Raw genomic sequence first — 26,118 nt, 5'->3', positions numbered from 1 at the left:
ATCCCCTTTCCGTGGGCTTTCGAAGCCTAGCTGCCAGTCCTTGGCGCTTCGTTCGCTTCGATGCGCTGTATATAATATGAGACCCGCGGTTGTTGCAGCGCCAATGCATCACTGCACCTATGCGGCGTTTGCATGGGTCGTGTCAGGGTGTTCAGGATCCGAACCGCTTCGCGGTCAAGGTTTGAAGCGATCGAAGGCCGTCAGCCGCACGGTTGGCGGGTCCGCCTCTCGCCATCTGTAGATTTCCGCGCGCAGATAGGAAAGCTCATCGTCGAGGTCGTCTTCGCCGACTTCGATCCACCAGGATTTCAGGCGGCCGTCGCTTCCGTCAGACCAGCGATAGCCTCTCGCCTTCAGATGGTCCTTCATTTCGAATGGACTGTGTTCGGCGAAAATCCGGATGCGCGAGCGCTGGCTGGCCCGGTAGAGCTCGGCAAAGGGGCTTTCACCCTCGCCTTGCTGGCGGTCGAGGATTTCCAAGAGCGCGTGGCAGTCGTCCACCGCGCGATGGCCTTCATGGAAATAACCGGCCTGGCCGACGAGATAGCCGAGCTTGGTGCCCTCGAAGCCACGCGCGCTCCAGTCGATTTCCGCCACCGAACACGCCCAGGCCTTGCCGGTGAAGAGCGACGAGAAGGCCTCGCAGAACGGCCGGTCGAAACCGGCATTGTGGGCGATGATCAGATCGGCGGGTTCGATCAGAGCGCTGAGCGATCTGATGTCGATCACCTGTCCTTCGACCATCGCATCGGTAATTCCCGTCAGCCGGGTGACCTCGGGCGGGATCGGCCGCGACGGCTGCTGCAGGCCGCCATAGATGCCGACGATATCGCCGATTGCGCCGTCGTCGTCGAATGTAAAGGCGACGGCGCCGATTTCGATGATCTCGTCGCTGCGATGGTTGAGACCCGTCGTTTCCGTGTCGAGAACGACGCCGAGCCGCGAAAATTCCGACCGTCTGACCGAGGCGATCGGACGGCCGATCAGTTTCCTGAGAATGCGGTAGTTGCCGCTCTCTTCAAGCGCGCGGGCCATGTCTTCATCGGAGCGGGCGTCCAGCTGCGACGGCGGCCGGCGCGATGGAGCGCGCACCTTCGCCGCCGCCGGCGACGGCTTGGCAAACATGTCGAGTTGCGAATCTCTCTGCACGCTCATCGGAGCTATATGTCACGCAGGCGCGGTTTAATCCACCGCCCGCCGGGCGCTATACCCAGGCCTTGCCTTTCATGGACAGGAAAGTTTAGCTGGGCGTCAGCAGCCAGGGGAGAAGACATGCCCGGTGACAACGGCAATGGTTCCGACAAGGGCGCCGACAAGGACGTGGTGATCATCGGCGGTGGCGCCGCCGGCGTTGCCGCCGCCCGGCGCCTGCAGGCGATCCGTCCGGAGCTTTCCATCCTGTTGCTGGAAGCCGGCGACCGTCTCGGCGGCAGGGCCTGGACGGTCGGGCTGCCGGGAGCATCCGATGTCGCGCTCGATCTCGGCTGCGGCTGGCTGCACGGGGCGCGGACCAATGCCTGGACGGCGATTGCCGATGAGGTCGGATTGACGGTCGACCGCACACCGGCGCCCTGGAACGGCGGCCGGCGGCTGCAGCGGGACGAGGCGGACACCCAAGCCGCGCAAGAGGCGATCGGCGCCTATTTCGAACGGCTCGACAGCCATGACGGCGATGATACGGATCTGGCCGCAGCGCTCGAGCCCGGCAATCCCTGGAACGGCCAGATCCGGGCGATCGGCACCTATATCACCGGTGCCGAACTGGAACGCTCGTCGGTCGCCGATTACAACAGATACGATCCCGGCCCCGGCCCCGACTGGCGGGTGCGCGAGGGTTATGGAACCTTGATCGCGCTCTATGGCAGGCCGGTTCCGGCAAGGCTCGGCGTCAACGTCAGGGGCATCGATCACCGCGATGCCGGCCGCATCGGCATCGAGACGAACCAGGGGGTGCTGAGTGCCCGCGCCGTGCTGGTGACCGTTTCGACGAATATGCTTGCCGCCGAAAAAATCGCCTTCGACCCGCCCTTGCCCGATAAAACGCAGGCGGCCGCCCGTTTGCCGCTCGGCCTCGCCGACAAGCTCTTCCTCGGGCTTGCGCGTCCTGAGGCGCTGCCGGCCGATACCCATATGCTCGGCGCCATCAGCCGCGGTGCAACCGGCACCTATCAGCTCCGGCCGCTCGGCGCTGCTGTTGTCGAAGCCTATTTTGCCGGCGACCTCGCGCACGATCTGGAGCGGGAGGGCAGCGAGGCTGCCTTTGCTTTTGCCGCCGACGAGCTGGCGGGGCAATTCGGCGCGGATATCCGCAAGCAATTGTCGCTGGCGGCGATTTCGACCTGGGCCGCCGCACCCCATATCGGCGGCTCCTATTCCTATGCCGAACCCGGCGCCTCCGATCAGCGTATGGTCCTCGCAGCACCGCATGACGGGCGAATCTTCTTTGCCGGCGAAGCCTGTTCGCATTCGCGTTATTCGACGGCGCACGGCGCCTACGAGACCGGGGTTGCCGCAGCCGATCTGATTGCCGGCGCGTTTTCCAGAAATGCATGACTATCGCCGCTAGCGCGGCGGGCGGGAATATGTTTTCCCACTTGTGGCGGAGGCGGGATTGGTTATGCTGCCCTCGCCCCTGCTCTGGATGAGCCCCGGGCGCCAGACGTCACCCGGCGGCAGAGGCCGCCTCAAGCTCGATATTGTCATTGGATTGCGGAAGCCCCGGCTTCTACCCCGGCGATTTTGCGCGTCGGCTGCGGGCCTCCGCATCAGGAGGAAGACATGGATTATCGCAAGCTCGGTCCCAGCGGGGCCGTCGTTACCGCCTATTGCCTGGGCACCATGACCTTCGGCGCGGAGGCCGACGAGGCGGCCTCGCACAAGCTGCTCGACGATTACTTTGCCTGGGGCGGCAATTTCATCGATACCGCCGATGTCTACAGCGCCGGCAAATCGGAAGAGATCATCGGACGCTGGCTGAAGGCGCGCCCGACCGAGGCCCGCCAGGCGATCGTCGCCACCAAGGGCCGGTTTCCGATGGGCACCGGCCCCAACGATATCGGCCTGTCGCGCCGGCATCTCGGCCAGGCGCTCGACGATTCGCTCCGCCGGCTCGGCCTCGAGCAGATCGACCTCTACCAGATGCATGCCTGGGACGCGCTGACGCCGATCGAAGAGACGCTGCGCTTCCTCGACGATGCGATTTCGTCAGGCAAGATCGGCTATTACGGCTTCTCCAACTATGTCGGCTGGCACATCGCCAAGGCGTCGGAGATTGCCAAGGCGCGGGGTTATACGCGGCCGGTGACGCTGCAGCCGCAATACAGCCTGCTAGCGCGCGACATCGAGCTGGAGATCGTTGCCGCCTGCCAGGATGCCGGCATGGGCCTGTTGCCGTGGTCGCCGCTCGGCGGCGGCTGGCTGACCGGCAAGTACAAGCGCGACCAGATGCCGACCGGCGCCACCCGGCTCGGCGAGAACCCCAATCGCGGCAGCGAATCCTATGCGCCGCGCAATGCCCAGGAACGCACCTGGGCGATCATCGGCGCCGTGCAGGAAATCGCCGAAGCCCGCGGTGTCAGCATGGCGCAGGTGGCGCTCGCCTGGACGGCGGCGCAGCCGGCCGTCACCTCGGTCATTCTCGGCGCCCGCACGCCCGAGCAGCTGGCCGACAATCTCGGCGCCATGAAGGTCGAGCTTTCCAACGAGGAAATGGCCAGGCTCAATGAGGTCAGCGCGCCGCAGCCGCTCGATTATCCCTATGGCAAAGGCGGGATTGCGCAGCGCCACCGCAAGATCGAGGGCGGCCGCTGAGCCTTCCGGCCTCTGGCGTGACCGGGCTGTAGAATACGAAAAGCCGCCATGTTTCCATGGCGGCTTTTCGAAAAGTTGACCGGCGCTTCGCGGCGCCCTCAAGCGGCCTGCACGGCCGCGTTTAGCGGGATTTCGACGTCGATCTCGAGCGTCGAGACAAATTCGTTACGGTCGATCGTCACCTGCACCTTGTCATGGTCGAGTTCGACGTGCTTGGCAATCACCGCAAGGATTTCCTCGCGCAGCAGGGTGACCAGGTCCGATCCCGCCGAGGCGCGCTCGTGGGCGAGAAGCACCTGCAGGCGTTCACGGGCGGCGGGCGCGGTTCTTTGCTTGTTGAAGAGGCGGAAAATATTCATGCCGCCCTCCGTCCGAAAAGCTTGCCGAAAATATTGCGCTTTTCCTCGGGGATGGCGATCGGCAGGGTCTCGCCGGCGAGCCGGCGAGCGGCATCGAAATAGGCCATGGCGGCCGGGCTGCGGCTTTCGGCCAGCGTGACCGGCGCACCGACGTTGGAGGCGCGCAGCACATCCATGCTTTCCGGCACGATGCCGAGCAGCGGGATGGAGAGGATTTCCAGCACGTCGTCGACCTTCAGCATGTCGCCGCGTTCGGCGCGGTTGGCATCGTAGCGGGTCAGCAGCAGGTGCTTTTCCATCCGCTCGCCGCGTTCGGCCTTGGCAGTCTTGGCATCCAGCAACCCGATGATGCGATCGGAATCGCGCACCGACGACACTTCCGGGTTGGTGACGACGACGGCGACATCGGCATGGCGCATGGCAAGCGTTGCGCCGCGTTCGATACCGGCGGGGCTGTCGCAGATGATCCAGTCAAAATAGCGCTTCAAATCGTTGATGACGCGCTCGACGCCCTCGGCCGTCAGATTGTCCTTGTCGCGCGTCTGCGACGCCGGCAGCAGGAACAGCGTCTCCAGCCGCTTGTCGCGGATCAGCGCCTGGGGGAGCTTGGCGTCGCCCTGGATGACATTGATCAGGTCGTAGACGACCCGGCGTTCGGCCCCCATCACCAGGTCGAGATTGCGCAAGCCGACGTCGAAATCGACGACGACGACCTTTTCATTGCGTTGCGCCAGCGCCGCTCCCAATGCGGCGGTCGAGGTCGTCTTTCCGACCCCGCCCTTGCCTGACGTGACGACGATCACTTTCCCCATTTCTCTCTCCTTTGCCGTGCCGCAGTAATTCAAGTGTTACGCCGCGTCCTTTGCGCGTCTTTTGAAGACGCGCGGCGCTGTGGTCAGGTCAGTTTTTCCGCCATGATCGCATCATCTTCGAGCCAGAGCTGGACAGCCTGTCCGCGAAGATTGGGCGCCATGTCTTCCGCCATTTTGTAGATACCGTCGATGGCCACCAACTCGGCCTCGAGCTTGCGGCAGAAGATCCGCGCCGAGGCGTTGCCGATGGATCCTGCCATGGCGCGGCCGCGCAGCGCCCCGTAGATGTGGACCGAGCCGCCGGCGATGACCTCGGCGCCCGAGGCGACCGACCCGACGATGGTGACGTCGCCTTCCGGGAAGATCACCGATTGGCCGGAGCGCACCGGTTCGCGGATGACGATCGATTGCGTCGTTGCCGGGCGGATTTCGGGAGGCGCCGGTTTGCTCGACGATTCGACAGGCTCGCTTGCCTGAACCTCGATGTCGGAGGCGGAGCGGCCGCCTTTGAGCGCTGGCGGCATGCCCGCGCCGAGAAGGGAAGGCCGCGCGCCCTCGATGCCCATGATGCTGACATTGCGCTTGCCGAGCTCGGCAATGAGCTCCTTCAGCTGCGGCTTGTCGATCTGCAGGTCCGTCACGTCGAGCACGACGGGGCGTCCGAGGAAGAAGCCGGCCGAACGCGCGGCCAGATCGTCGAGCCTCGCCAGCCAATCGTCGAACGGAAGGTCCGGGGAGAGCATGACCGCCAGGAAAGAGCGGCCCTTGATGCGGATAGAGCGAGCGTCTGTTAGCACTTTGGTCATCTGTGTGAAGAAATCGTTGACCATGTCTACCGCCGACATGGTTAACAAAAAGTTAACGCAGCTTCGAAATTCCCTAACGCAATGTCGCTTCCATCAGTCGAAGATTTTGCTTAAGCAGATGAAAAGATTGAATTAATACGAAGAGTGAATAATCCTCATTTATGATCGGAATGAAGATCTGTTGCTCGGCGATCACGTCGACAGCATCACCGCGGTTCTTAGCGCTGCGTTAACCCTTCGGCGACTCACCCCGTGTGCTCGGAGGCGTCGCTTCCGGGGCTTCCGGGAGCGGCGTTATGGATCATGAGGACCTCTGAATGCGCGGGTGAGGAGCGGTGAGGCCATTTGCCTGCGCTGATCATTTTCGGCAATGACGGTGCAGAGCCGGTGATCTCATCCCTCCGCTGTTTCGCCCGCGATGCGCTTGACGGCATCAGCGGCCGCTTCGAGCAGTTGCTCCGACATGCCCTGATCGGTCATGATGCGAGAGATGGTTACGGCGCCCACCATGAGGGACAGGACGACCATGGCTTTGTCGTAGGGTTTCGCGCCGTCCGATGCCGGGATCAATTCGTCGAGAACCTGAAGATGCGCCTCGATGCCATTCTGGAACGGAAGTCGCACCTCTTCACTCTGGCGCGCCGCATCGGACCCAAGTGCTGCCAAGGGGCAGCCGTCACCCTTCTCTCCCTGGTGGCCGGTCGACAGATACATGCCGACAACCGCGGCGAAGGGATCGGCGCTTCCGGCGGCAACCTTCGACCACCTGCCAATGGCGCTCTCCATTGCTCGCCCAGAGGCCAGCGCCGCAAGATCATCCTTCGACGCGAACTGCTTGTAGAAGCCGCCTTGGGTGAGGCCGGCCCCTTTCATCAGATCCTTCAGCCCGATGCCGTCGAATCCATGCTCTCGGAAAAGCCGGCTTGCGACATTGATCACCGTTTCACGATTGGCCTCTGCTTGAGCGCGACTGACTCTCATTGCGATCTCCAATTAGATTTCATTTGACATCTATAGCAGAATTAGAGTTAGATCGCAATCTAATTCAGCCCGTCAATAAGGCTTACCGACATGAACCGCAAAATCCTCCTCGCCTCTTTCGGCCTTCTGGCAGCTGCCGGCGCCACGACGTTCGTGCTTTTCGGGGTTTCCTCGGAGAAAAGCGCGCAAGCCGCCGATCCGCGAATCGCGCCGCCATTCGTCAAACTGGTGGAAGCGAAGAAGCCGGAAACGGCCGAACGCACCTTTACGGGTACCATTGCCGCCCGGGTGCAGAGCAATCTCGGTTTTCGTGTGCCCGGCAAGATCATGCAGCGTTATGTGGATGTTGGCGAGCAGGTCAAGGCAGGCCAGCCTTTGATGCGCATCGATGAGACCGATCTGCGTCTCGCACTGACGGCGAAACACAATGCAGTGGTCTCCGCACAAGCTGTGTTGACCCAGGCGCAAGCAGACGAGAGACGCTACGCAGCGTTGGCGAAAAGCGGTTTGGCGGCGGCTTCGCCGCAGCGCTATGAACAGGCAAAGGCTGCGCTCGATACTGCAACGGCTCAACTGGCTGCAGCGGAAGCGGAGGCAAGGGTCGCTGAAAACGCCGCAACTTACTCTTTGTTGGTTGCCGATGCTGACGGGACCATTGTCGAAACGCTCGGAGAGCCGGGTCAAGTCGTGACGGCGGGCCAAACCGTGATCCGTCTGGCGCAGGCCGGTCCGCGCGAAGCGCTCGTCTGGCTTCCGGAGTCGTTGCGGCCGCAAATCGGCGAGATAGCCGACGCCAGCATCTACGGAAACGAGAGCCGGCAGGACAAGGCGCGGCTTCGGCAGATCTCAGATGCTGCCGATCCTCAGACCCGCACCTATGAGGCGCGTTGGGTTCTCGATGGCGCTGCAGCTTCGGCGCCGCTCGGTGCGACGGTGACGATCAGAATCGCCAGCAGCACTGGTCAATCGCATTCCGCGGTGCCGGTCGGCGCCGTCTTGGACGATGGCAGCCGAACCGGCGTCTGGGTCTTCGATGCGCAATCTTCGACCGTCCACTTCCGGCAGGTGAAAATAGAACAATTGGGTGAGGAGGTGGCGGTGGTTTCCAGCGTCAATGCTGGCGAGCCGGTCGTCGCACTCGGCGCCCATCTGCTGCAGGACGGCGCCAGCGTGCGCACCAAGGTGGGACAGGCAGAGGCGGCAAACTGATGACCTTCAATCTATCCGCACTCGCCGTTCGCGAGCGGGCCGTTACGCTGTTCTTCATCGTTCTCTTGGCCGCCGCCGGCGCCTATGCCTTCGTCAAGCTCGGGCGCGCCGAGGACCCCTCCTTCACCATCAAAACCTTGACCGTGACGACCGTGTGGCCAGGCGCGACTGCGCGCGAGATGCAGGATCTGGTCGCCGAGCCGCTCGAAAAGCGTCTCCAGGAACTCACCTGGTACGATCGTGTCGAGACGACAACGCGGCCGGGATACGCCTTCCTGACCGTCACCTTGAAGGACAGCACGCCGTCCACGGCCGTCGAGGAGGAATTCTATCAGGCGCGAAAGAAGCTTGGAGACGAGGCGCGCAACCTGCCCCGGGGCGTGCTCGGTCCCTTTGTCAACGACGAGTACTCCGATGTCAGCTTCGGTCTTTATGCGCTGAAGGCCAAGGGCATGCCGATGCGTGAGCTCGTGCGCCAGGCCGAGGTGATCCGCCAGGATCTTCTGCATGTGCCTGGAGTGAAGAAGATCAACATCCTGGGCGAGCGGCCCGAACAGATCTTCGTCGAATTCTCTTATGCCAAGCTCGCCACGCTCGGCATTTCAGCGCAGGATATCGCGGCCGCCTTGCAGCGGCGAAACACCGTGACGCCGGCGGGATCGATCGATACGCGCGGGCCGCAGGTCTTCATTCGCTTCGATGGCGCCTATGACAGCATCCAGGCGATATCAGACACGCCGATCGTCGCGGCCGGACGCACCTTGAAACTCTCGGATTTTGCCGAAGTGCGGCGCGGCTATGAAGATCCGGCCACCTATCTCATCCGCCATGACGGCGAGCCCGCCATCATGCTGGCCGCGGTGATGCAGCAGGGCTGGAACGGTCTGGAGCTTGGCAAGGCGCTGGAGGAAAGATCCGCGGCGATCGCCAAGACCCTGCCGCTCGGCATGACGCTCGCCAAGGTCAGCGACCAGGCCGTCAACATCGACGAAGCCGTGGGCGAGTTCATGCTGAAATTCGCCATGGCGCTCGGCGTCGTGTTGTTCGTCAGCCTCGTCAGTCTCGGTTGGCGTGTCGGTATCGTCGTGGCTCTGGCCGTTCCGCTCACCCTTGCCGTCGTCTTCCTCATCATGCTGGAAACCGGCCGGTTCTTCGATCGCATCACTCTTGGTGCGCTCATCCTGGCGCTCGGCCTCTTGGTCGACGACGCCATCATCGCCATCGAGGTGATGGTGGTAAAGATGGAAGAAGGGATGGATCGCATCAAGGCCGCCGCCTATGCCTGGAGCCATACCGCGGCCCCGATGCTGTCGGGCACGCTCGTTACGATCATCGGGCTGATGCCGGTGGGCTTTGCCCGGTCGACCGCCGGCGAATATGCCGGCAACATCTTCTGGGTCGTCGGCTTTGCCCTCATCGTATCCTGGATTGTCGCGGTGATCTTCACGCCCTACCTCGGCGTCAAGATGCTGCCGGCGATCAAGCCGGTCGAAGGCGGCCATCACGCCATCTACAACACCCCGAACTACCGCCGCCTGCGGGGGATGATCGAATTTACCGTGCGCCACAAGTTCGTCACCTGTGCGGTGGTTGCCATCGTCATGGGGGTCTCTGTCGTGGGCATGGGATCGGTAAAGCAGCAGTTCTTCCCGACGTCGGATCGTCCGGAGGTTTTGGTTGAAGTCCGCATGCCTGAAGGGACCAGTATCGAGACGACGGCCGCCACGGTCGGGAAGCTCGAAGACTGGCTGCAACAGCAACCGGAAGCGAAGACAGTGACGAGCTATGTCGGTCAGGGCGCTCCCCGCTTCTTCTTTGCCATGGCGCCCGAGTTGCCGGATCCGTCCTTCGCCAAGATCGTCGTGCTGACCCCTGACGCTCACACGCGCGAGGCTTTGAAGCTTCGCCTGCGCGCGGCCATATCGGATGGGCTTGCTCCGGAGGCCTATGTCCGCGTCACCCAGCTCGTATTCGGTCCCTATACGCCGTTTCCGGTCGAATTCCGCATCATGGGGCCTGACACCGACCAATTGTACCGGCTCTCCGAAAAGGCCCTGGAGATGATGAAGAGCGTGCCGGATGTACGTCAGGCAAACCGTGATTGGGGCAACCGCACACCGGTCGTGCGCTTCGTTCCAGATCAGGAACGGCTGGGCCTGATCGGCCTTTCGCCGGCGGAGGCAGCCCAGCAGATGCAACTGCTGCTGAGCGGGATTCCGATTACCGAGGTTCGCGAGAATATTCGCAACGTGCCTGTCATCGCACGCAGTGCTGGCGACAACCGGCTTGATCCGTCGCGATTGGCAGACTTCTCATTGATGAGCCGGGACGGCCGACAGGTTCCGCTCGATCAGATCGGTCATTCCGAGATCCGGTTTGAAGAGCCTATCCTCAAACGTCGCGACCGCACGCCCGTTGTCACGATCCGTTCCGATATCGACGAGGCGACGCAGCCCCCCGAGGTGTCCCAGCAGGTCATGAAGGCGCTTCAGCCGCTGATCGCCTCGCTTCCTGTAGGGTATCGCATCGAGATGGGCGGGAACATCGAGGAGTCGCTCAAGGCCAACGCCGCCCTCGTCAAAATCTTTCCGGCGATGATTGCCGCCATGCTGATCGTCATCGTGCTGCAGGTCCGCAGCCTGTCGACGATGACTATGGTTATGCTGACGGGGCCGCTCGGTCTTGCCGGGGCGGTTCCGGTGCTGCTGCTCTTCAATCAGCCGTTCGGCTTCAACGCCATTCTCGGATTGATCGGATTGGCCGGAATCCTGATGCGCAATACCCTGATCCTGACGGAACAGATCAAGGAGAACAAGGCAGCCGGCCTCGACGATTATCACGCCGTCATCGAGGCGACGGTGCAGCGCACGCGTCCCGTCATCCTGACAGCCCTTGCCGCCGTCCTTGCCTTCATTCCCCTCACCCATTCGGTGTTCTGGGGGTCGATGGCCTACACGCTGATCGGTGGAACGGCGGTCGGAACCGTGATGATCTTGCTCTTCCTTCCCGCTCTCTACGCCAGCTGGTTCCGCATCAAGCCGACGAAAAATGAAAGCCATGAAAATTCGCCGAAAGAGGTGGGAATACCGACAGCATTGGCTGCCGAGTGATGTTCTCCGGAGGGGTGATGAATTTTGCGGACCCGATAGCAAGTGACCTCGAGCAGTCGCGGACGCGGATTCTCGAGGTGGCGGAAAGGTATTTTCGGCGGATCGGCTATCATAAGACGTCGGTCGCTGACATCGCCTCGGAACTCGGAATGAGCCGCGCCAATATCTATCGCTTCTTTCCCTCGAAGACGGCGATCAACAGTTCCGTCTGCGGACTTGTTGTCAAAGAGGTTGCTGAAATCGCTCTGGAAATTGCACGATCGGATGCGCCGGCGAGCAAAAAGCTAGCTGATCTCTTGACCGCCATTCACCGGCACAGCGCGAGAACCTTGGTGGAGGACAGACCAATGCACCAACTGCTTGTCGCCGCCACGGATGGAAGTTGGGCAACCCTCAACGCGCACAATGATCACATCCTGGCAATCCTCAAAGCCCTTGTCCGCGAGGGGCAGCAGGCGGGCGAGTTCAAAGTCGGAGACGCCGACGAAGCGGCGCACAGCATCGTCACCGCCTTCTTGCCGTTTTCCCATCCGGTTCTGGTCGAACGGCGCGTTCAGGAGGGTGAGGCCGCCGCAGTCAGCGTCCATGCCCAAATCCGCTTCATCATGAAAGCGCTCGGCACAGAGGACCGCGAGACGTCAGGGTGAAGCTCTGCGTGCCGCATGTTGGGCGGTCACCGGCAGATCAAAACCGCCCGCCAGTTCACGGACGCGGGGCTGGTCTGCGCGACACTCTGCACGCATTCGCTCGCCCCGCCCGCGATTGAGACGGGCTTACTTCCACATCAGAGAAAGGACATCCCATGAAGATCGGAATCATCGGTGCCGGGAATATCGGCGCGACGCTGGCGAGAAAACTCGCCGCCGCCGGCCATGCGGTCAAGCTTGCCAATTCGAAGGGGCCGGACACCATCCGCGAGCTTGCCGGCGATATCGGAGCGGCCGCCGTTTCCAAGGAGGAAGCCGTCGGGGGCGTCGAGGTGGTGGTTCTTTCGATCCCGTTCGCTAACTATCGCGATCTTGGCGGGCTCTTCAACGACGTGCCTGAAGAGGTCGTGGTGATCGATACGTCAAACTATTATCCGTTTCGCGACGGTGCGATCGCCGACGTCGATGGCGGCATGCCCGAAAGCGTTTGGGTGAGCGGCCAAATCGGCAGGCCCGTCGTCAAGGCCTGGAACGCCGTGCTGGCGGCGACGCTGGCGGAGAAGGGGCAGCCTGACGGCACGGATGGGCGCATCGCCATTCCGGTTGCAGGCGATGCTCCGGAAGCAAAGGCGATTGCCATAGGGCTGGTTGAGGCCACCGGTTTCGATGGGCTGGATGCAGGAGGGCTGGCAGCGTCCTGGCGTCAGCAGCCCGGCACCCCTGCCTATTGCACGGAGCTTGCAGCAAATGAGCTGAAGGAGGCCCTGCGATCGGCGGATCGATTCCGCGCAGCCGACAATCGCGACGCCCTGATCAAGGAATTCTTCGCGGCAGGCACGGGCTTGACTCATGACGAAATGGTCGCGCGAAACCGAGCGGGAACTGCCGCGCCGAAATCCTGAGCCCGTTCAGGCTCATGCTCCCGCCGAAATGTCGGCGGGCCTTCGGGTTCGGCGCCATGTCCGTGCGGGTTTGGTGGCGCGATCATCGGAAAAAATCGCCGCAAAACAAAAAGTGCTTGATTTTATATTTCGATTGACATCTATAACGATTATAGATGTCGATCGAAATCTTACGTGCTTTGGTGCCAGGTTCTGAGGAGCTGTCCTTTGGCGACGGGGTGAAAAGTTCCGACCTTCTATTGAAGCACGTCATCAACCACTCGCGCCAAAAGCCAAGGAGCATGCATGTCCCAAAACAGAGTTGTCGTTATTACCGGCGCATCCTCCGGTATCGGTGAAGCGTCAGCCCGCCTTCTCACGCAACACGGCTTCCAGGTCTTTGGGGGCGTACGCAACCCTAGCCGTGTCAACGCTATCCCCGGCGTACGCTATGGAACTGTCGACGTGACCGATGACGCTTCGGTCTCCAATTTTGTTCAATGGGTTTTGTCCGAGGCAGGCAAGATCGACATCCTGGTCAACAATGCCGGCGTTTCGCTGGTCGGCCCTGTCGAGAACACGTCGACTTCCGAAGCGCACACGGTATTCGATGCCAATGTTTTCGGCCCTTTGCGCATGATCCGCGCTGCCTTGCCCTCCATGCGCGCCGCTCGCAGCGGACTGATCATCAATATCAGCTCGGTCCTCGGCTTCCTGCCGGCGCCGTTCATGGGAATATATGCCAGCAGCAAACATGCGCTCGAAGGGCTGTCCGAGTCGCTGGATCATGAAATTCGTGAGTTCAACGTGCGCGTCGTGCTGGTTGAACCGACCTTCACCAACACCAAGCTCGATGTAAACGCAGCACAGACCGCGGCACCCCTGGGAGCCTATGCAGCGCAGGCCGAGGCGACGATCAAGGCGGTACAAGCCCAGATCAAAACCGCGCCGTCGGCTGTAACCGTCGCGGAGAAGATATTGGCGGCAATCAACGGCCCCTACAAAATGCGTCAACCGGCCGGCGGCCAGGCGACGCTTCTAAGCCGGCTGCGCAGATTTATGCCGGCAAAAGCGGTTGACAGCAGCCTGCGCAAGACGTTCGGCTTCGGAAAGCGTCCGGCGTCCTGAGACTTGCCCAAACTTCCGGACGGCGTCGGCTGACCGGGGCATTCACCCCATGCGTTCGGAGGCGTAGCTTCCCGGGCTTGCCGGGAAGACGACGGTGCGGTTGCCGTTGATGAAGGTGCGGTGATGGATATGGGCGTGGATGGCCCGGGCCAGCACCTGGCTTTCGACGTCGCGGCCGATCGAGACATAGTCCTCGGCGCTCTGGGCGTGGGTGATGCGGGCCGTGTCCTGCTCGATGATCGGGCCTTCGTCGAGATCGGCGGTGACGTAATGGGCGGTGGCGCCGATCAGCTTTACGCCGCGCTCATAGGCCTGCTTGTAGGGATTGGCGCCCTTGAAGGACGGCAGGAAGGAATGGTGGATGTTGATGATCTTGCCCGACATCTGCTTGCAGAGCTGGTCGGAGAGGACCTGCATGTAGCGGGCAAGCACGATCAGCTCGGTGCCGGTCTGGTTGACGAGCTCGACCAGCTGGGCTTCGGCCTGCGGCTTGTTCTCCTTGGTCACCTTGATGTGGTGGAAGGGGATGTCGTGGTTGACGACGACCTTCTGGTAATCGAAGTGGTTGGAGACGACGCCGACGATGTCGATCGGCAGGGCGCCGATCTTCCAGCGGTAGAGCAGGTCGTTGAGACAATGGCCGAAGCGCGACACCATCAGCAGCACCTTCATGCGGCTTTCGCTGTCGTGGAAATCATAGTCCATCTCGAAGGGCGCTGCGACGGCGGCAAAATCGGCGCTGATCGCCGAGCCGGCCAGACCCTCTTCCGAAATGAAGCTGACGCGCATGAAGAACTTGCCGGTATCGAGATCGTCGAACTGCGAGCTGTCGATGATGTTGCAGCGCTTCTCGGCCAGATAGCTCGAAATCGCCGCAACGATGCCGCGCGTCGATTTGCAGGTTACGGTGAGTACGACGTTTTTCATGGCTGTCTCTTTCTTGGCCGGATCAGCTGCCTGGGGATGCGATCACGCCGAAGCTTGTCAGCCCGGCGTGTCGGCGCGCATCGAAGATGTCGGCCGGCCGCTCAGATGTCGAGCGTGCTCACCCGCTCCCACTCGGTAAAATGCGAGCAGTAGGCGTTCCATTCCCGGTGTTTGAGCTTGAGGTAGGCGGCGGAAAATTCCGATCCGATCGCCGCCTTGAGGCCCTCGTCGGCATCATAGGCGCGCAACGCGTCGAGCAGGTTGAGCGGCAGCCGCGGCGCGTCCTTCACCAGGTGCCCCTCGGCATACATGTCGATATCGTGGTGCGGACCGGGATCTGCCTGGCTGCGGATGCCGTCGAGGCCGGCGGCGATGATGATCGCCTGCAGCAAATACGGGTTGACCGCCCCATCCGGCAGGCGCAGCTCGAAACGTCCCGGCCCCGGCACGCGCACCATGTGGGTGCGGTTGTTGCCGGTCCAGGTCACCGTGTTCGGCGACCAGGTGGCACCGGAGGTGGTGCGCGGCGCGTTGATGCGCTTGTAGGAATTGACCGTCGGATTGGTGATCGCGGCAAGTGCGGAGGCATGTTTCATGATGCCGCCGAGGAAGGTCTTACCCTGCGCCGAGAGGCCGAAAGCCATCTCCTTGTCGGCGAAGGCGTTGACCCTGCCGTCGACGTCCCAGACCGAAATATGGGCATGGCAGCCGTTTCCGGTCAGGCCCTTGAAGGGCTTCGGCATGAAGGTAGCGCGAAGCCCGTGCTTTTCGGCGACCGACTTGACCATGAATTTGAAGAAGGAGTGCTTGTCCGCCGTCTTCAGAACATCGTCATATTCCCAGTTCATCTCGAACTGGCCGTTCGCATCCTCGTGGTCGTTCTGATAGGGCTTCCAGCCGAGCTCGAGCATATAGTCGCAAATCTCGGCGATGACGTCGTAGCGGCGCATCACCGCCTGCTGATCGTAACAAGGCTTCTCGGCGGTATCGAACTGATCCGAAATCACCGAGCCGTCGGCCGAGATGAGAAAGAATTCCGGCTCGACGCCGGTTTTGACCCTGAGCCCCTCTTTCGCAGCCTCGGCTATCAGTCTTTTCAGCAGCACGCGCGGCGCCTGTTCGACAGGCTGGTCGTCCATGACGCAATCGGCGGCGACCCATGCGACGTCCTTCTTCCAGGGCAGCTGGATGACGGAGGAAGCGTCGGGAACGGCGAACAAGTCGGGATGGGCCGGCGTCAGGTCGAGCCAGGTCGCGAAGCCGGCAAAGCCCGCGCCATCCTTCTGCATATTGGCGATGGCTTCGGCCGGGACCAGCTTGGCGCGTTGGCCGCCGAACAGGTCCGTATAGCTGATCATGAAATATTTGATGCCTTTTTCGGCAGCGTATTGCGAGAGGTCCAGTGTCACGTTTGTCCCCTTATGTTGATCTTAGACACTTGATGATGAAGCCGGCCGCATCCTCCCAAACGCGCCCGGCCGGGTGTTCTTAAAAACCGGCCTTGCCGGGGATCCAGTTGGTGCCGGCGAGCGGCACCTGCGCCATGGCCGAGGCCTCGATCGTCAGGGCGACGAGGTCTTCCGGCTCGAGGTTGTGCAGATGGTTCTTGCCGCAGGCACGCGCGATCGTCTGCGCCTCGAGCGTCATCACCTTCAGGTAGTTGGCGAGCCGGCGGCCGGCCGCGACCGGGTCGAGCCGCTTGGCGAGTTCCGGGTCCTGGGTGGTGATGCCGGCCGGATCCTTGCCTTCATGCCAATCGTCATAGGCACCGGCCGTCGTGCCGAGCTTCTGATATTCCTCTTCCCAGCGCGGATCGTTGTCGCCGATGGCAACAAGTGCGGCCGTGCCGATCGCCACCGCGTCGGCGCCGAGCGCCAGCGCCTTGGCAACGTCGGCGCCGGAGCGGATGCCGCCCGACACGATCAACTGGACCTTGCGATGCATGCCGAGATCCTGCAGCGCCCGAACGGCCGGGCGAATACAGGCGAGCGTCGGCATGCCGACATTCTCGATGAAGACGTCCTGGGTCGCCGCCGTGCCGCCCTGCATGCCGTCGAGCACGACGACGTCGGCACCGGCCTTCACGGCAAGGGCGGTGTCGTAATAGGGACGCGCGCCGCCGACCTTGACGTAGATCGGCTTTTCCCAATCGGTGATCTCGCGCAGCTCCATGATCTTGATTTCGAGATCGTCGGGGCCGGTCCAATCCGGATGGCGGCAGGCCGAGCGCTGGTCGATGCCCTTCGGCAGGTTGCGCATATTGGCGACGCGGTCGGAGATCTTCTGGCCGAGCAGCATGCCGCCGCCGCCGGGCTTGGCGCCCTGGCCGACCACGACTTCGATCGCATCGGCGCGGCGCAAATCCCGCGGATTCATGCCGTAGCGAGAGGGCAGATATTGGTAGACCAGCGTCTGCGAATGGCCGCGTTCCTCATCCGTCATGCCGCCGTCGCCTGTCGTCGTCGAGGTGCCTGCAATCGTCGCACCGCGGCCGAGCGCTTCCTTGGCATTGCCGGACAGCGCGCCGAAGCTCATGCCGGCAATGGTGATCGGCGTCTTCAACGTGATCGGTTTCTTGGCGAAGCGTGAGCCGAGCACAACAGTCGTGTCGCACTTCTCCCGATAGCCTTCGAGCGGATAGCGCGAAATCGAGGCGCCGAGAAACAGCAGATCGTCGAAATGCGGCACCTTGCGCTTGGTGCCGGCGCCGCGGATGTCGTAGATGCCGGTTGCCGCCGCGCGGCGGATTTCGGCGAGCGTATAGTCGTCGAAGGTCGCGGACTTGCGTGGCGGGGTATAGGGGTTGTGATAGCTCATGGATGTCCCTCGCCTCAATACGCGTCGGCGTTGTCGATGTTGAAATTGTAGAGCTTGCGGGCCGAGCCGTAGCGCTTGAACTCCTCGGGCCTGACGCCCGTGACCCCTGCGCGCTCGAGGAGCTCGGCAAGCTTCTGAAGATGCTCCGGCCGCATCTCCTTCTCGATGCAGTCGGAGCCGAGGCTCTTGACCGTGCCGCGGACGAAGAGCTTGGCTTCGTAGAGCGAATCCCCCAGCGCCTCGCCGGCGTCACCGAGCACGACAAGATGGCCGGACTGGCCCATGAAGGCCGACATATGGCCGATGCTGCCGTGCACGACGATGTCGATGCCCTTCATCGAAATGCCGCAGCGCGAGGCCGCATTGCCCTTGATGACGAGCAGGCCGCCCCGCCCGGTGGCGCCGGCATACTGGCTGGCGTCGCCTTCGATGACGACGGTGCCGGACATCATGTTTTCGGCGACGCCCGGACCGGCTGAGCCGTGGACCGTCACATTGCCGCCGTCATTCATGCCGGCGCAGTAATAGCCGACCGATCCTCTGACCGCGACCGTGACGGGGCTGTCGATGCCGACGGCGACGGCATGGCTGCCGCGCGGATTGATGACTTCGAATTCAGTGTCGTTGGCGCCTTGGGAAAGGGCGTGCAGCGCGCTGTTCAATTCGCGAAGAGGGGTGTGGGAAAGATCGAATGTCGGCATTGAATCCTCGTTGGAATCCTCGGTTGTCTGGTAGGTGGTGTCAGCCGCCGCCTGCTGTCAGGCGCCCCTCAGGCGGCCTTGTCGTGATCCCAGAAATAAACAGTCGCCGGCTCCGGCTCCCAGACGCGGGCATTTTCGATGCCGGGAAGGTTGACCAGCGCGCGGTACTCCGAACCGAAGGCGACATATTGCTCGGTCTCGGCCATGACGGCGGGCTTGCAGGCGATCGGGTCGCGCACCACGCCGAAGCCGGATTTGGTGCCGACGACGAAGGTGAAGAAGCCGTCGAGATCGTCGAGCGCGCCGGTCAGCGCCTGGCCGAGATCCTTGCCCTTGGCCATTTCGGCCGTCAGATAGGCGGCGGCGACTTCGGAATCGTTCTGCGTCTCGAAGCTCATGCCTTCGCGGATCAGTTCGCGGCGCAGGTTGTGGTGATTGGACAGCGAGCCGTTGTGCACCAGGCACTGGTCGGCGCCGGTCGAGAACGGATGGGCGCCGAGCGTGGTGACCGCGGATTCGGTCGCCATGCGGGTATGGCCGATGCCGTGGGTGCCGCTCATCGCACGCACGCCGAAGCGCGCCACGACATCCTTGGGAAGGCCGATTTCCTTGTAAATTTCGACGCTTTCGCCCGATCCCATCAGACGGACCGCCGGTCGGATCTCTGCAAGCGCCTTGCGCACGGCGCCAAGCTTCGAGGCTTCGAGCTCGACGACCGCATGCGTGCTCTTGACCGACACCTCGGCTTTGATGCCGGCCTTCTCGAGGTCGCCGGCGAGGCCTTCGAAGTCCGCGCCCGGATTGGCGGACTGAATGGTGATTTTGGCTTTGCCCTCGGCAGAACCGCCATAGATCGCGATGCCGGCCGAATCCGGGCCGCGATCCGTCATGGTGATCAGCATATCCGAGAGCAGATTTCCCAGCTGGGGTTCAAGGCTCTTGTCCTTGAGGAACAATCCAACAATGCCGCACATAGCGTGTGCCTCCGTTCATGTTGCGAAAGGAGTAACAGCTCTGTTTGCGGTCTTCAACTGGGAAGAATAAATTTTTCTTTTAAGGCAACATTAGCCTCTAGTGACTTGTTGGGGATAGCTGATGATCGAGAGGTAGCGGCTCGGCAGTTTCACCAGCTGTTCCGGCCCATGCGGCGCATCGGCGTCGAAGAACAGGCTGTCGCCCGGCTGCATCTGGAAAAGCTGGTCGCCGTGGCGATAGACCACCTCGCCCTCGAGCATGTAGAGGAACTCCATGCCCTCGTGCTGGAAGGTCGGGAAGACATCGGAATCGGCCGTCAGCGTGATGAGATAGGGCTCGACGATGACGCCGCTCGAATTGTTATCGATATGGCCGAGCAGATTATATTGATGGCCGGCGCGCGTGCCGCGCCGTTCGAGCTCGACGCCCTCTCCCGCCTTGACGAAGACGGCATTGCGCGGTTCCTCGTAGCGCCTGAAGAAAGCGGTCAGCGGCACGCCGAGCGCCCGCGACAGCGATTGCAGCGTCGTCAGCGATGGTGAAATGTTGCCATTCTCGATCTTCGAAAGCATGCCGAGCGAGATGCCGGTGGCGGCGGCGAGATCGGTGACCGTGATGCCGAGTTTCTTGCGATAGGCCCGCACCTCATGGCCGATCGCCATTTCGAGGTTGTTTTCCTTCGGCTCCCGAACGGCGTGCGGGTCCTGGGAAAAGGGCGCGCGTCCGCCATGGTCCGGTTGCTCTGCCGTTTCACGCTTGGTTGTCATGAATGTCCCGCCGCCTGCTCTTTTGTCTCGATGCCAACCTATCCCCCTGGTGAAAGTTCCTCAACCGTGAAGAAAACCTAATCCCGCCTCGCCTGTCGCGGCGCAATGCCATAGAGGGCGCGGAACATCCGGGAAAAGTGGCTGAGACTGGAAAAGCCGGTGGCGACCGCGATCTCCGAGACGGAAAGCGGGCTCTGCTTCAGCAGGCGGTGAGCATGCTGCAGCCGGATCCTGTGATATTGATCGAGGAAGGTGGTGCCGAGATGGGCCGAGAAGAGCCGGTCGAGATGACGGGCGGAAACACCGGCGATGCGCGCCATGGCGGCGCGGTCGAGCGGCATCTCGATCGTCTCCTCCATACGCTCGAGAACGCTGAGCAGGCCGGGATGATGGACGCCGTAACGCTCGGCGAGCGACGCCCGCTGGGGCGCTGCCGGTTCGTTGACCTCCGTGTGCAGATACCAGTCGCTGACGCGGCGGGCGAAATCCGGCCCCATGCGCTCGGTGATCAGCACATGCATCATGTCGAGGGCTGAGATGCCGCCGCCGCAGGTGATTCTGCTGCCGTCGATCATAAAGCGCGCCTGGCGCGGCGAAAGATCGGGGAAGGCCTCGAGAAGAGCGGCGGCGTACTCCCAGTGGATGGTGAAGTCGCGGCCGGCGAGCAGTCCGGCGGCCGCCATCAGATAGGGACCGCCCGAAATGCCGCCGATCCTGACACCTTCGCGCGACAACTGCCTGAGGCAGGCGAGTACGCCCGGATAGCGCCAGTCGCGCGGCGAGCCGCCGGCGCAGACGAAGGCCGTGCCGAGCCCCGCGCCCCTGATGGGAAGAGGTTCGGCCGGCACCGGCACGCCGGAGGAGGAGAGAACAGGCGCGCCGTCCGGCGAGAAGGTCCGCAGACGATAAATATCGCGACCAGCCAGAAGATTTGCTGCCCGCAACGGCTCCGTCGCCGAAGCGTAGGACATCAGCGCGAATCCCGGGATCAGGATGAAGCCGATCTCCTGGACATTTCTGGTATCGGGCGAGGACATGTCCCTTTTATATTCATTAGTGTCCTAATTGCGCAAGTCCGCGCTGGTCTTTCTGGCATCATGCGGCCACTCCATTCGGATTGACCCATGCGCTACTCCGCTCTCTCGATTTTCCTCAACGGCCTTCGCGGCAACAAAGGCTGGGCGCCTGCCTGGCGCGACCCGGCGCCGAAGCCGCATTACGACGTCGTCATCGTCGGTGGCGGCGGTCACGGTTTGGCCACCGCCTATTATCTCGGCAAGGAGTTCGGCATCACCAATGTCGCCGTCCTCGAAAAGGGTTATCTCGGCTCCGGCAATATCGGCAGGAACACCACGATCATCCGGTCCAACTACCTGCTGCCCGGCAACAATCCCTTCTACGAGCTGTCGATGAAATTGTGGGAGGGGCTGGAGCAAGACTTCAATTTCAACGCCATGGTCTCGCAGCGCGGCGTGCTCAACCTCTTTCATTCCGACGCGCAGCGAGACGCCTATACACGCCGCGGCAACGCCATGCGGCTGCACGGCGTCGACGCTGAGCTGCTCGACCGGCAGGCGGTGCGCAAGAAGCTGCCCTTCCTCGATTTCGACAATGCCCGCTTTCCCGTGATGGGCGCCTTGTTCCACCCACGCGGCGGCACGGTGCGCCATGATGCGGTCGCCTGGGGTTATGCCCGCGGCGCAGATAGCCGCGGTGTCGACATCATCACCCAGTGCGAGGTGACCGGAATCCGCCGCGAAAACGGTCAGGTGACGGGCGTCGAGACCAGCAGGGGCTTCATCGGCTGCGGCAAGCTGGCGCTGGCGGCGGCCGGCAATTCCACCGTCGTGGCCGATATGGTCGGCCTCCGCCTGCCGATCGAAAGCCATGTGCTGCAGGCCTTTGTCTCCGAAGGGCTGAAACCCTTCATCGACAATGTCGTCACTTTCGGCGCCGGGCATTTCTACGTCTCCCAGTCCGACAAGGGCGGGCTTGTCTTCGGCGGCGATATCGACGGCTATAATTCCTATGCCCAGCGCGGCAATCTGGCGACCGTCGAGCATGTCGCCGAAGCCGGCGTGGCAATGATCCCTTCGCTGTCGCGGGTACGTTTCCTGCGTTCCTGGGGCGGGGTGATGGACATGAGCATGGACGGCTCGCCGATCATCGACCGCACCCATATCGACAATCTCTATCTGAACGCCGGCTGGTGTTACGGCGGCTTCAAGGCAACACCCGCCTCCGGCTTCTGCTACGCCCATCTGATCGCCCGCAACACGCCGCATCAGACGGCGCGCGCCTTCCGGCTCGACCGTTTCGCGCGCGGCTATCCGATCGACGAAAAGGGCGTCGGCGCCCAGCCCAATCTGCACTGAGGACATTTGACGATGGCGAGCCTGATTTCATGTCCTCATTGCGGCGTCCGGCCCAAGGAGGAATTCTCGATCCGCGGCGACGCGAACCTGGTCCGGCCGGCGCCGGAGGCCTGTCAGGATGCCTGGTACGACTATGTCTATCTGCGCGACAATCCGAAGGGCCGGCACAGCGAATATTGGCACCATTCCTCCGGATGCCGCCGCTGGCTGATCGTCGAGCGCGATACCGTCACCCATAAGGTTCATGGCGTCAGGGATGCCGCTCTTGCCAAGCTCGCCGGAGAACCGGCATGACGAGCTTCCGTCTTTCCTCGGGCGGCCGCATCGACCGCGCCAAGACCCTCGGCTTCACCTTCGACGGCAAGGCGCTGGAAGGCCATCCGGGCGATACGCTCGCCTCTGCGCTGCTGGCCAACGGCGTCCAGCTCGTCGGCCGCAGTTTCAAATATCATCGCCCGCGCGGCATCCTGACGGCGGGAGCCGCCGAACCGAACGCGCTGGTGACGACAGGCAGCGGCGGGCGCACCGAACCGAATACGCGCGCGACGATGATCGAGCTTTACCAGGGGCTGACGGCCAAGAGCCAGAACCGCTGGCCTTCGCTCGGTTTCGATGTCGGCGCCGTCAACGGCTTGCTCTCGCCTTTCCTCAGCGCCGGTTTCTACTACAAAACCTTCATGTGGCCGGCGGCCCTCTGGGAAAAGCTCTACGAGCCGGTGATCCGCAAGGCGGCGGGCCTTGGCCGCGCCTCCTACGAAGCCGATCCCGACGCCTATGAGAAATGCTGGGCGCATTGCGATCTGCTGGTGATCGGCGCCGGTCCCGCCGGTCTTGCCGCAGCGCTGACGGCGGGGCGCGCCGGCGCGCGCGTCATTCTTGCCGACGAAGGCGCCGAACTCGGCGGCAGACTGCTTTCCGCAAGGGGCGCTGTCGACGGCAAGCCGGCGGACGCTGTTCTCGGCGAGTTGCTGGCCGAACTCGAAGGGCTGGCGAATGTGCGCCGCCTGCCGCGCATGACCGTGTTCGGCTGGTACGACGACAATGTTTTCGGCGCGGTCGAACGTGTGCAGAAGCATGTGGCGCTGCCTGATCCGGACCGCCCGGTCGAACGCTTGTGGCGCATCGTCGCCCGGCAGGCGATCCTGGCGACAGGTGCCGAGGAGCGGCCGCTGGTCTTCGGCGGCAACGACATCCCCGGCGTGATGATGGCAGGCGCCATGCGCAGCTATCTCAATCGGCAGGCGGTGGCGCCAGGCCAAAGCACGGTGATCTTCACCACCAACGATACTGCATATGACACCGCCGCCGACCTCGAAGCCGCCGGCCTTCGAGTTGCCGCGATCGTCGACAGCCGCGTCGATGGCGGCAAGGGCTGGCAGGGCCGCGCCGAGGTTCTGCGGGGCGCCCGGGTCATCGATGCAGAGGGCGGCAAGCGCCTGCGCGGCGTCAGCATCGAGACCGCAGGCGGCATTCGCCGGATCGACGCGGATGCGCTTGCCATGTCGGGCGGCTGGAGCCCGGTCATTCATCTGGCCTGCCATCGCGGCGGCAAGCCGCAATGGTCCGAGGTGTCTTCAGCCTTTCTGGCGCCGGCATCACAGGACGGCCTCGCCGTTGCCGGCGCAGCTGCCGGCCTTGCGCAGACCGCAGCCTGCCTCGGCGATGGCGCGGCGAAGGCCGCCGCCGCAATGCAGGCAATCGGCTTTGCAGCGGAACCGGCGTTTGTTTCAGCTCCCGAGACGGCTCCGCATGCAAAGCCGCTCTGGTCGGTCAAAGGCTCGAAGGGCAAGGCCTTCGTCGATTATCAGAACGACGTCCATCTCAAGGACCTCGGGCTTGCCGTGCGCGAAGGCTACGGCCATGTCGAGCTCGCCAAGCGCTACACGACATCAGGCATGGCGACCGATCAGGGCAAGCTTTCCAACATCAACGCCATCGGCATACTGGCCGAAGCGCGTGGAGTGTCGCCCGCCGAAGTGGGAACGACGACCTTCCGGCCCTTCTACACGCCGGTTTCCTTCGGCGCTCTGACCGGCGCCTCGCGCGGCAAGGATTTCCAGCCGGCGCGCAAATCGCCGCTGCATGGCTGGGCTGAGAAGAATGGCGCGGTCTTCGTCGAAACCGGCCTCTGGTATCGTTCCTCCTGGTTCCCGCGCGCCGGTGAGGCGACGTGGCGCGACAGCGTCGACCGCGAGGTGCTGAACATCCGGAAGAACGCCGGCCTTTGTGACGTCTCGACGCTCGGCAAGATCGAAATATCAGGCAAGGATGCGGCGACCTTCCTCGATCGGATCTATTGCAACGGCTTCGCCAAGCTTGCGGTCGGCAAGGCGCGTTACGGCATCATGCTGCGCGAGGACGGCTTCATCTATGACGACGGCACCACCAGCCGCTTCAGCGACGAGCATTTCTTCATGACGACGACGACGGCGCTTGCCGCCGGTGTGCTGACCCATCTCGAATTCTGCGCCCAGACGCTCTGGCCGGAACTCGACGTCTGCTTCGCCTCCTCGACCGACCAATGGGCGCAGATGGCCGTTGCCGGGCCGAAGTCGCGCGCGATCCTCTCGGAGATCGTCGACGAGGATCTTTCCGATGCGGCCTTCCCTTTCATGAGCGCCCGCCAGGTGTCGCTATTCGCAGGCCGCCTCGAAGGCCGGCTGTTCCGGATCTCCTTCTCGGGCGAACTCGCTTACGAGCTGGCGGTGCCGGCCGGCTACGGCGAGAGCGTTGCCGACGCCATCATGGCGGCCGGCGAAAAACATGGCATCTGCGCCTACGGCGCCGAAGCGCTCGGCGTCCTGCGCATCGAAAAGGGCCATGTCACCCATGCCGAGATCAACGGCACGGTCACCCCTGATGATCTCGGCTTCGGCCGCATGGTGTCATCGACCAAGCCGGATTTCATCGGCAAGGCGATGCTCGCCCGTGAGGGCCTGCAGGACCCCGAGCGCCCGCGCCTCGTTGGCGTCAAGCCGCTCAACCCGGCCAGCGGTTTCCGCACTGGCTCGCATGTCCTTGCCGAGGGTGCGGCGGCGACGCTCGAAAACGATCAGGGCTACGTTACATCAAGCGTCTTTTCGCCGACGCTCGGCCATAAGATCGGTCTGGCGCTCGTCCGGCGCGGGCCGGAGCGTATCGGTGAGAAGGTGACGGTCTGGAACGGTCTGCACAATGAATACACCGATGCGGTGCTCTGCCATCCCGTCTTCATCGATCCCGAAAACGAGAAGCTCCATGCCTGATCTTCCCCAGCACAGACCGGTTCTCGCCGACGCCAGATATAACGGCATGTCAGGGTCCGGCCTCCGGTTGGAAGCCCTGCCGGAAGGCCATCTGCTGCACGTGCTCGGCGCGATCGAGCCGCCGGCACTGGCCACCGAGCTGGCCAAAGCCGGCCTTGCGAACAGTTCGATCCGCAAGGCCGGCTTTCGCCAATGGTTCGTCGCCGGCAACGAGCCGCTTTCCCCCACCAGCCTTGCCGCCCTTGCGGCAGCACTTGCGGGAAAAGCCTTCGTCATGGACCAGAGCCACGGGCGCGTGCGCATCGGCATCTCAGGCCGATCCTCACGGCTGCTTCTCTCAAAAGGCACCGCCATCGATCTCGATCCCGCCGTTTTCCCGGAAGGCAGTTCGGCGATGACCATGGTCGGCCATATCTCCGTCCAGATCGTCCGCACCGGCGATGACAGCTTCGAACTCACCGTTCTGCGCAGCTTCGCCGAAAGCCTCTGGGACGAACTCAGGCATATGGCGGCGAGCGCTGAAAAGGAAGGCGCATGAGGGCCGTGCCGGCACAAAGATCGACGATTG

The 26,118-nt window shown here is 63.0% G+C and carries 23 protein-coding genes; 11 read left to right on the top strand and 12 right to left on the bottom strand.

Annotated elements, in window-relative coordinates:
• Positions 1-174: 174 nt before the first annotated feature.
• Complete coding sequence (locus tag EFD56_RS09725; protein WP_085744155.1) at positions 175-1,155, bottom strand: 3'-5' exonuclease; 981 nt, start codon at positions 1,153-1,155, stop codon at positions 175-177.
• 117 nt (positions 1,156-1,272) lie between these two features.
• On the opposite strand from EFD56_RS09725, the gene EFD56_RS09720 reads away from it, so the two are divergent.
• Both EFD56_RS09720 and EFD56_RS09715 read left to right on the top strand, forming a co-directional pair.
• Complete coding sequence (locus tag EFD56_RS09720; RefSeq protein ID WP_085744156.1) at positions 1,273-2,553, top strand: flavin monoamine oxidase family protein; 1,281 nt, start codon at positions 1,273-1,275, stop codon at positions 2,551-2,553.
• Between the two features lie 225 nt (positions 2,554-2,778).
• On the top strand, positions 2,779-3,810 hold the full coding sequence (locus tag EFD56_RS09715; protein ID WP_126905156.1) for an aldo/keto reductase: 1,032 nt from the start codon (positions 2,779-2,781) through the stop codon (positions 3,808-3,810).
• A gap of 98 nt (positions 3,811-3,908) precedes the next feature.
• On the opposite strand, the gene minE is transcribed toward EFD56_RS09715, so the two are convergent.
• From minE to EFD56_RS09695, 4 genes are all read right to left on the bottom strand, one after another.
• Positions 3,909-4,169, bottom strand: a complete 261-nt coding sequence (gene minE, locus EFD56_RS09710) for a cell division topological specificity factor MinE (RefSeq protein ID WP_012490694.1) — start codon at positions 4,167-4,169, stop codon at positions 3,909-3,911.
• A complete protein-coding gene (gene minD, locus EFD56_RS09705) occupies positions 4,166-4,981 on the bottom strand; it encodes a septum site-determining protein MinD (RefSeq protein WP_004674691.1) in 816 nt (271 codons plus the stop codon). Before minD ends, minE begins: the two co-directional genes overlap by 4 nt.
• Before the next feature lie 83 nt (positions 4,982-5,064).
• Positions 5,065-5,787 carry a septum site-determining protein MinC gene (gene minC / locus EFD56_RS09700; RefSeq protein WP_064832237.1) on the bottom strand — a complete coding sequence of 241 codons (723 nt, stop codon included), beginning with the start codon at positions 5,785-5,787 and terminating at the stop codon, positions 5,065-5,067.
• Positions 5,788-6,180: 393 nt separating this feature from the next.
• On the bottom strand, positions 6,181-6,768 hold the full coding sequence (locus tag EFD56_RS09695; RefSeq protein WP_085744158.1) for a TetR/AcrR family transcriptional regulator: 588 nt from the start codon (positions 6,766-6,768) through the stop codon (positions 6,181-6,183).
• Positions 6,769-6,858: 90 nt separating this feature from the next.
• Here EFD56_RS09695 and EFD56_RS09690 point away from each other — a divergent pair, with 90 nt between their 5' ends.
• The 5 genes from EFD56_RS09690 (at position 6,859) to EFD56_RS09670 (ending at position 13,743) form a co-directional block, all read left to right on the top strand.
• Positions 6,859-7,977, top strand: coding sequence for an efflux RND transporter periplasmic adaptor subunit (locus tag EFD56_RS09690; protein WP_085744159.1), 1,119 nt, complete (start codon positions 6,859-6,861; stop codon positions 7,975-7,977).
• Entirely contained in the window at positions 7,977-11,087 is a 3,111-nt protein-coding gene (locus EFD56_RS09685) for an efflux RND transporter permease subunit (RefSeq protein WP_085744160.1), read from the top strand. The genes EFD56_RS09690 and EFD56_RS09685 overlap by 1 nt, the downstream gene beginning before the upstream one ends.
• 17 nt (positions 11,088-11,104) lie before the next feature.
• Positions 11,105-11,734 carry a TetR/AcrR family transcriptional regulator gene (locus EFD56_RS09680; protein WP_085744161.1) on the top strand — a complete coding sequence of 210 codons (630 nt, stop codon included), beginning with the start codon at positions 11,105-11,107 and terminating at the stop codon, positions 11,732-11,734.
• A gap of 155 nt (positions 11,735-11,889) precedes the next feature.
• Positions 11,890-12,636: an NADPH-dependent F420 reductase gene (locus EFD56_RS09675; protein WP_085744162.1), complete on the top strand. Its 747-nt coding sequence runs from the start codon at positions 11,890-11,892 to the stop codon at positions 12,634-12,636.
• Positions 12,637-12,921: 285 nt separating this feature from the next.
• Complete coding sequence (locus EFD56_RS09670) at positions 12,922-13,743, top strand: oxidoreductase (RefSeq protein WP_085744163.1); 822 nt, start codon at positions 12,922-12,924, stop codon at positions 13,741-13,743.
• A gap of 42 nt (positions 13,744-13,785) precedes the next feature.
• Here the strand turns inward: EFD56_RS09670 and purU are convergent, their stop codons facing one another.
• The 7 genes from purU to EFD56_RS09635 all read right to left on the bottom strand — a co-directional run bounded on the left by purU (position 13,786) and on the right by EFD56_RS09635 (position 20,967).
• The gene (gene purU / locus EFD56_RS09665; protein ID WP_010007577.1) at positions 13,786-14,670 is read right to left on the bottom strand and encodes a formyltetrahydrofolate deformylase; all 885 of its coding nucleotides are present in this window, start codon (positions 14,668-14,670) and stop codon (positions 13,786-13,788) included.
• 101 nt (positions 14,671-14,771) lie between these two features.
• Positions 14,772-16,079 carry a type III glutamate--ammonia ligase gene (glnT, locus tag EFD56_RS09660; RefSeq protein ID WP_085744164.1) on the bottom strand — a complete coding sequence of 436 codons (1,308 nt, stop codon included), beginning with the start codon at positions 16,077-16,079 and terminating at the stop codon, positions 14,772-14,774.
• Between the two features lie 79 nt (positions 16,080-16,158).
• Positions 16,159-17,487 carry an FMN-binding glutamate synthase family protein gene (locus EFD56_RS09655; RefSeq protein ID WP_085744165.1) on the bottom strand — a complete coding sequence of 443 codons (1,329 nt, stop codon included), beginning with the start codon at positions 17,485-17,487 and terminating at the stop codon, positions 16,159-16,161.
• Positions 17,488-17,501: 14 nt separating this feature from the next.
• Positions 17,502-18,188: a GltB/FmdC/FwdC-like GXGXG domain-containing protein gene (locus EFD56_RS09650; RefSeq protein WP_085744166.1), complete on the bottom strand. Its 687-nt coding sequence runs from the start codon at positions 18,186-18,188 to the stop codon at positions 17,502-17,504.
• A gap of 68 nt (positions 18,189-18,256) precedes the next feature.
• Positions 18,257-19,162 carry a class II glutamine amidotransferase gene (locus EFD56_RS09645; RefSeq protein ID WP_085744167.1) on the bottom strand — a complete coding sequence of 302 codons (906 nt, stop codon included), beginning with the start codon at positions 19,160-19,162 and terminating at the stop codon, positions 18,257-18,259.
• 90 nt (positions 19,163-19,252) lie between these two features.
• A complete protein-coding gene (locus EFD56_RS09640; RefSeq protein ID WP_010004177.1) occupies positions 19,253-19,930 on the bottom strand; it encodes a helix-turn-helix domain-containing protein in 678 nt (225 codons plus the stop codon).
• A gap of 77 nt (positions 19,931-20,007) precedes the next feature.
• Positions 20,008-20,967 carry a GlxA family transcriptional regulator gene (locus EFD56_RS09635; RefSeq protein WP_064812280.1) on the bottom strand — a complete coding sequence of 320 codons (960 nt, stop codon included), beginning with the start codon at positions 20,965-20,967 and terminating at the stop codon, positions 20,008-20,010.
• A gap of 87 nt (positions 20,968-21,054) precedes the next feature.
• Here EFD56_RS09635 and EFD56_RS09630 point away from each other — a divergent pair, with 87 nt between their 5' ends.
• Genes EFD56_RS09630 through EFD56_RS09615 form a run of 4 tightly spaced genes read left to right on the top strand, consistent with a single transcriptional unit; the run spans position 21,055 to position 26,088 of the window.
• Positions 21,055-22,305, top strand: coding sequence for a sarcosine oxidase subunit beta family protein (locus tag EFD56_RS09630; protein ID WP_085744168.1), 1,251 nt, complete (start codon positions 21,055-21,057; stop codon positions 22,303-22,305).
• Positions 22,306-22,317: 12 nt separating this feature from the next.
• Positions 22,318-22,599, top strand: coding sequence for a sarcosine oxidase subunit delta (locus EFD56_RS09625; protein WP_009999631.1), 282 nt, complete (start codon positions 22,318-22,320; stop codon positions 22,597-22,599).
• Positions 22,596-25,550 (top strand): sarcosine oxidase subunit alpha family protein, encoded by a 2,955-nt coding sequence (locus tag EFD56_RS09620; protein WP_126905155.1) that lies wholly within the window; start codon positions 22,596-22,598, stop codon positions 25,548-25,550. The genes EFD56_RS09625 and EFD56_RS09620 overlap by 4 nt, the downstream gene beginning before the upstream one ends.
• Positions 25,543-26,088 (top strand): sarcosine oxidase subunit gamma family protein, encoded by a 546-nt coding sequence (locus tag EFD56_RS09615; RefSeq protein WP_085744170.1) that lies wholly within the window; start codon positions 25,543-25,545, stop codon positions 26,086-26,088. Before EFD56_RS09620 ends, EFD56_RS09615 begins: the two co-directional genes overlap by 8 nt.
• Positions 26,089-26,118: the final 30 nt, after the last annotated feature.

The organism is Rhizobium phaseoli, from assembly GCF_003985125.1.
Lineage (GTDB): Bacteria > Pseudomonadota > Alphaproteobacteria > Rhizobiales > Rhizobiaceae > Rhizobium > Rhizobium phaseoli.
This window is presented reverse-complemented; position numbering and strand designations above follow the sequence as displayed.

Excerpts from the sequence above, each read along its gene's own strand:
- EFD56_RS09695 (WP_085744158.1), bottom strand. The coding sequence starts at position 6,768 with ATGAGAGTCAGTCGCGCTCAAGCAGAGGCCAATCGTGAAACGGTGATC.
- EFD56_RS09645 (WP_085744167.1), bottom strand. The coding sequence starts at position 19,162 with ATGTGCGGCATTGTTGGATTGTTCCTCAAGGACAAGAGCCTTGAACCC.
- EFD56_RS09715 (WP_126905156.1), top strand. The coding sequence starts at position 2,779 with ATGGATTATCGCAAGCTCGGTCCCAGCGGGGCCGTCGTTACCGCCTAT.
- EFD56_RS09635 (WP_064812280.1), bottom strand. The coding sequence starts at position 20,967 with ATGTCCTCGCCCGATACCAGAAATGTCCAGGAGATCGGCTTCATCCTG.
- EFD56_RS09720 (WP_085744156.1), top strand. The coding sequence starts at position 1,273 with ATGCCCGGTGACAACGGCAATGGTTCCGACAAGGGCGCCGACAAGGAC.
- EFD56_RS09650 (WP_085744166.1), bottom strand. The coding sequence starts at position 18,188 with ATGCCGACATTCGATCTTTCCCACACCCCTCTTCGCGAATTGAACAGC.
- EFD56_RS09655 (WP_085744165.1), bottom strand. The coding sequence starts at position 17,487 with ATGAGCTATCACAACCCCTATACCCCGCCACGCAAGTCCGCGACCTTC.
- EFD56_RS09630 (WP_085744168.1), top strand. The coding sequence starts at position 21,055 with ATGCGCTACTCCGCTCTCTCGATTTTCCTCAACGGCCTTCGCGGCAAC.
- EFD56_RS09640 (WP_010004177.1), bottom strand. The coding sequence starts at position 19,930 with ATGACAACCAAGCGTGAAACGGCAGAGCAACCGGACCATGGCGGACGC.
- EFD56_RS09675 (WP_085744162.1), top strand. The coding sequence starts at position 11,890 with ATGAAGATCGGAATCATCGGTGCCGGGAATATCGGCGCGACGCTGGCG.
- minD (WP_004674691.1), bottom strand. The coding sequence starts at position 4,981 with ATGGGGAAAGTGATCGTCGTCACGTCAGGCAAGGGCGGGGTCGGAAAG.
- EFD56_RS09690 (WP_085744159.1), top strand. The coding sequence starts at position 6,859 with ATGAACCGCAAAATCCTCCTCGCCTCTTTCGGCCTTCTGGCAGCTGCC.
- minC (WP_064832237.1), bottom strand. The coding sequence starts at position 5,787 with ATGACCAAAGTGCTAACAGACGCTCGCTCTATCCGCATCAAGGGCCGC.
- EFD56_RS09615 (WP_085744170.1), top strand. The coding sequence starts at position 25,543 with ATGCCTGATCTTCCCCAGCACAGACCGGTTCTCGCCGACGCCAGATAT.
- EFD56_RS09620 (WP_126905155.1), top strand. The coding sequence starts at position 22,596 with ATGACGAGCTTCCGTCTTTCCTCGGGCGGCCGCATCGACCGCGCCAAG.
- minE (WP_012490694.1), bottom strand. The coding sequence starts at position 4,169 with ATGAATATTTTCCGCCTCTTCAACAAGCAAAGAACCGCGCCCGCCGCC.
- EFD56_RS09685 (WP_085744160.1), top strand. The coding sequence starts at position 7,977 with ATGACCTTCAATCTATCCGCACTCGCCGTTCGCGAGCGGGCCGTTACG.
- EFD56_RS09680 (WP_085744161.1), top strand. The coding sequence starts at position 11,105 with ATGAATTTTGCGGACCCGATAGCAAGTGACCTCGAGCAGTCGCGGACG.
- purU (WP_010007577.1), bottom strand. The coding sequence starts at position 14,670 with ATGAAAAACGTCGTACTCACCGTAACCTGCAAATCGACGCGCGGCATC.
- EFD56_RS09725 (WP_085744155.1), bottom strand. The coding sequence starts at position 1,155 with ATGAGCGTGCAGAGAGATTCGCAACTCGACATGTTTGCCAAGCCGTCG.
- EFD56_RS09625 (WP_009999631.1), top strand. The coding sequence starts at position 22,318 with ATGGCGAGCCTGATTTCATGTCCTCATTGCGGCGTCCGGCCCAAGGAG.
- EFD56_RS09670 (WP_085744163.1), top strand. The coding sequence starts at position 12,922 with ATGTCCCAAAACAGAGTTGTCGTTATTACCGGCGCATCCTCCGGTATC.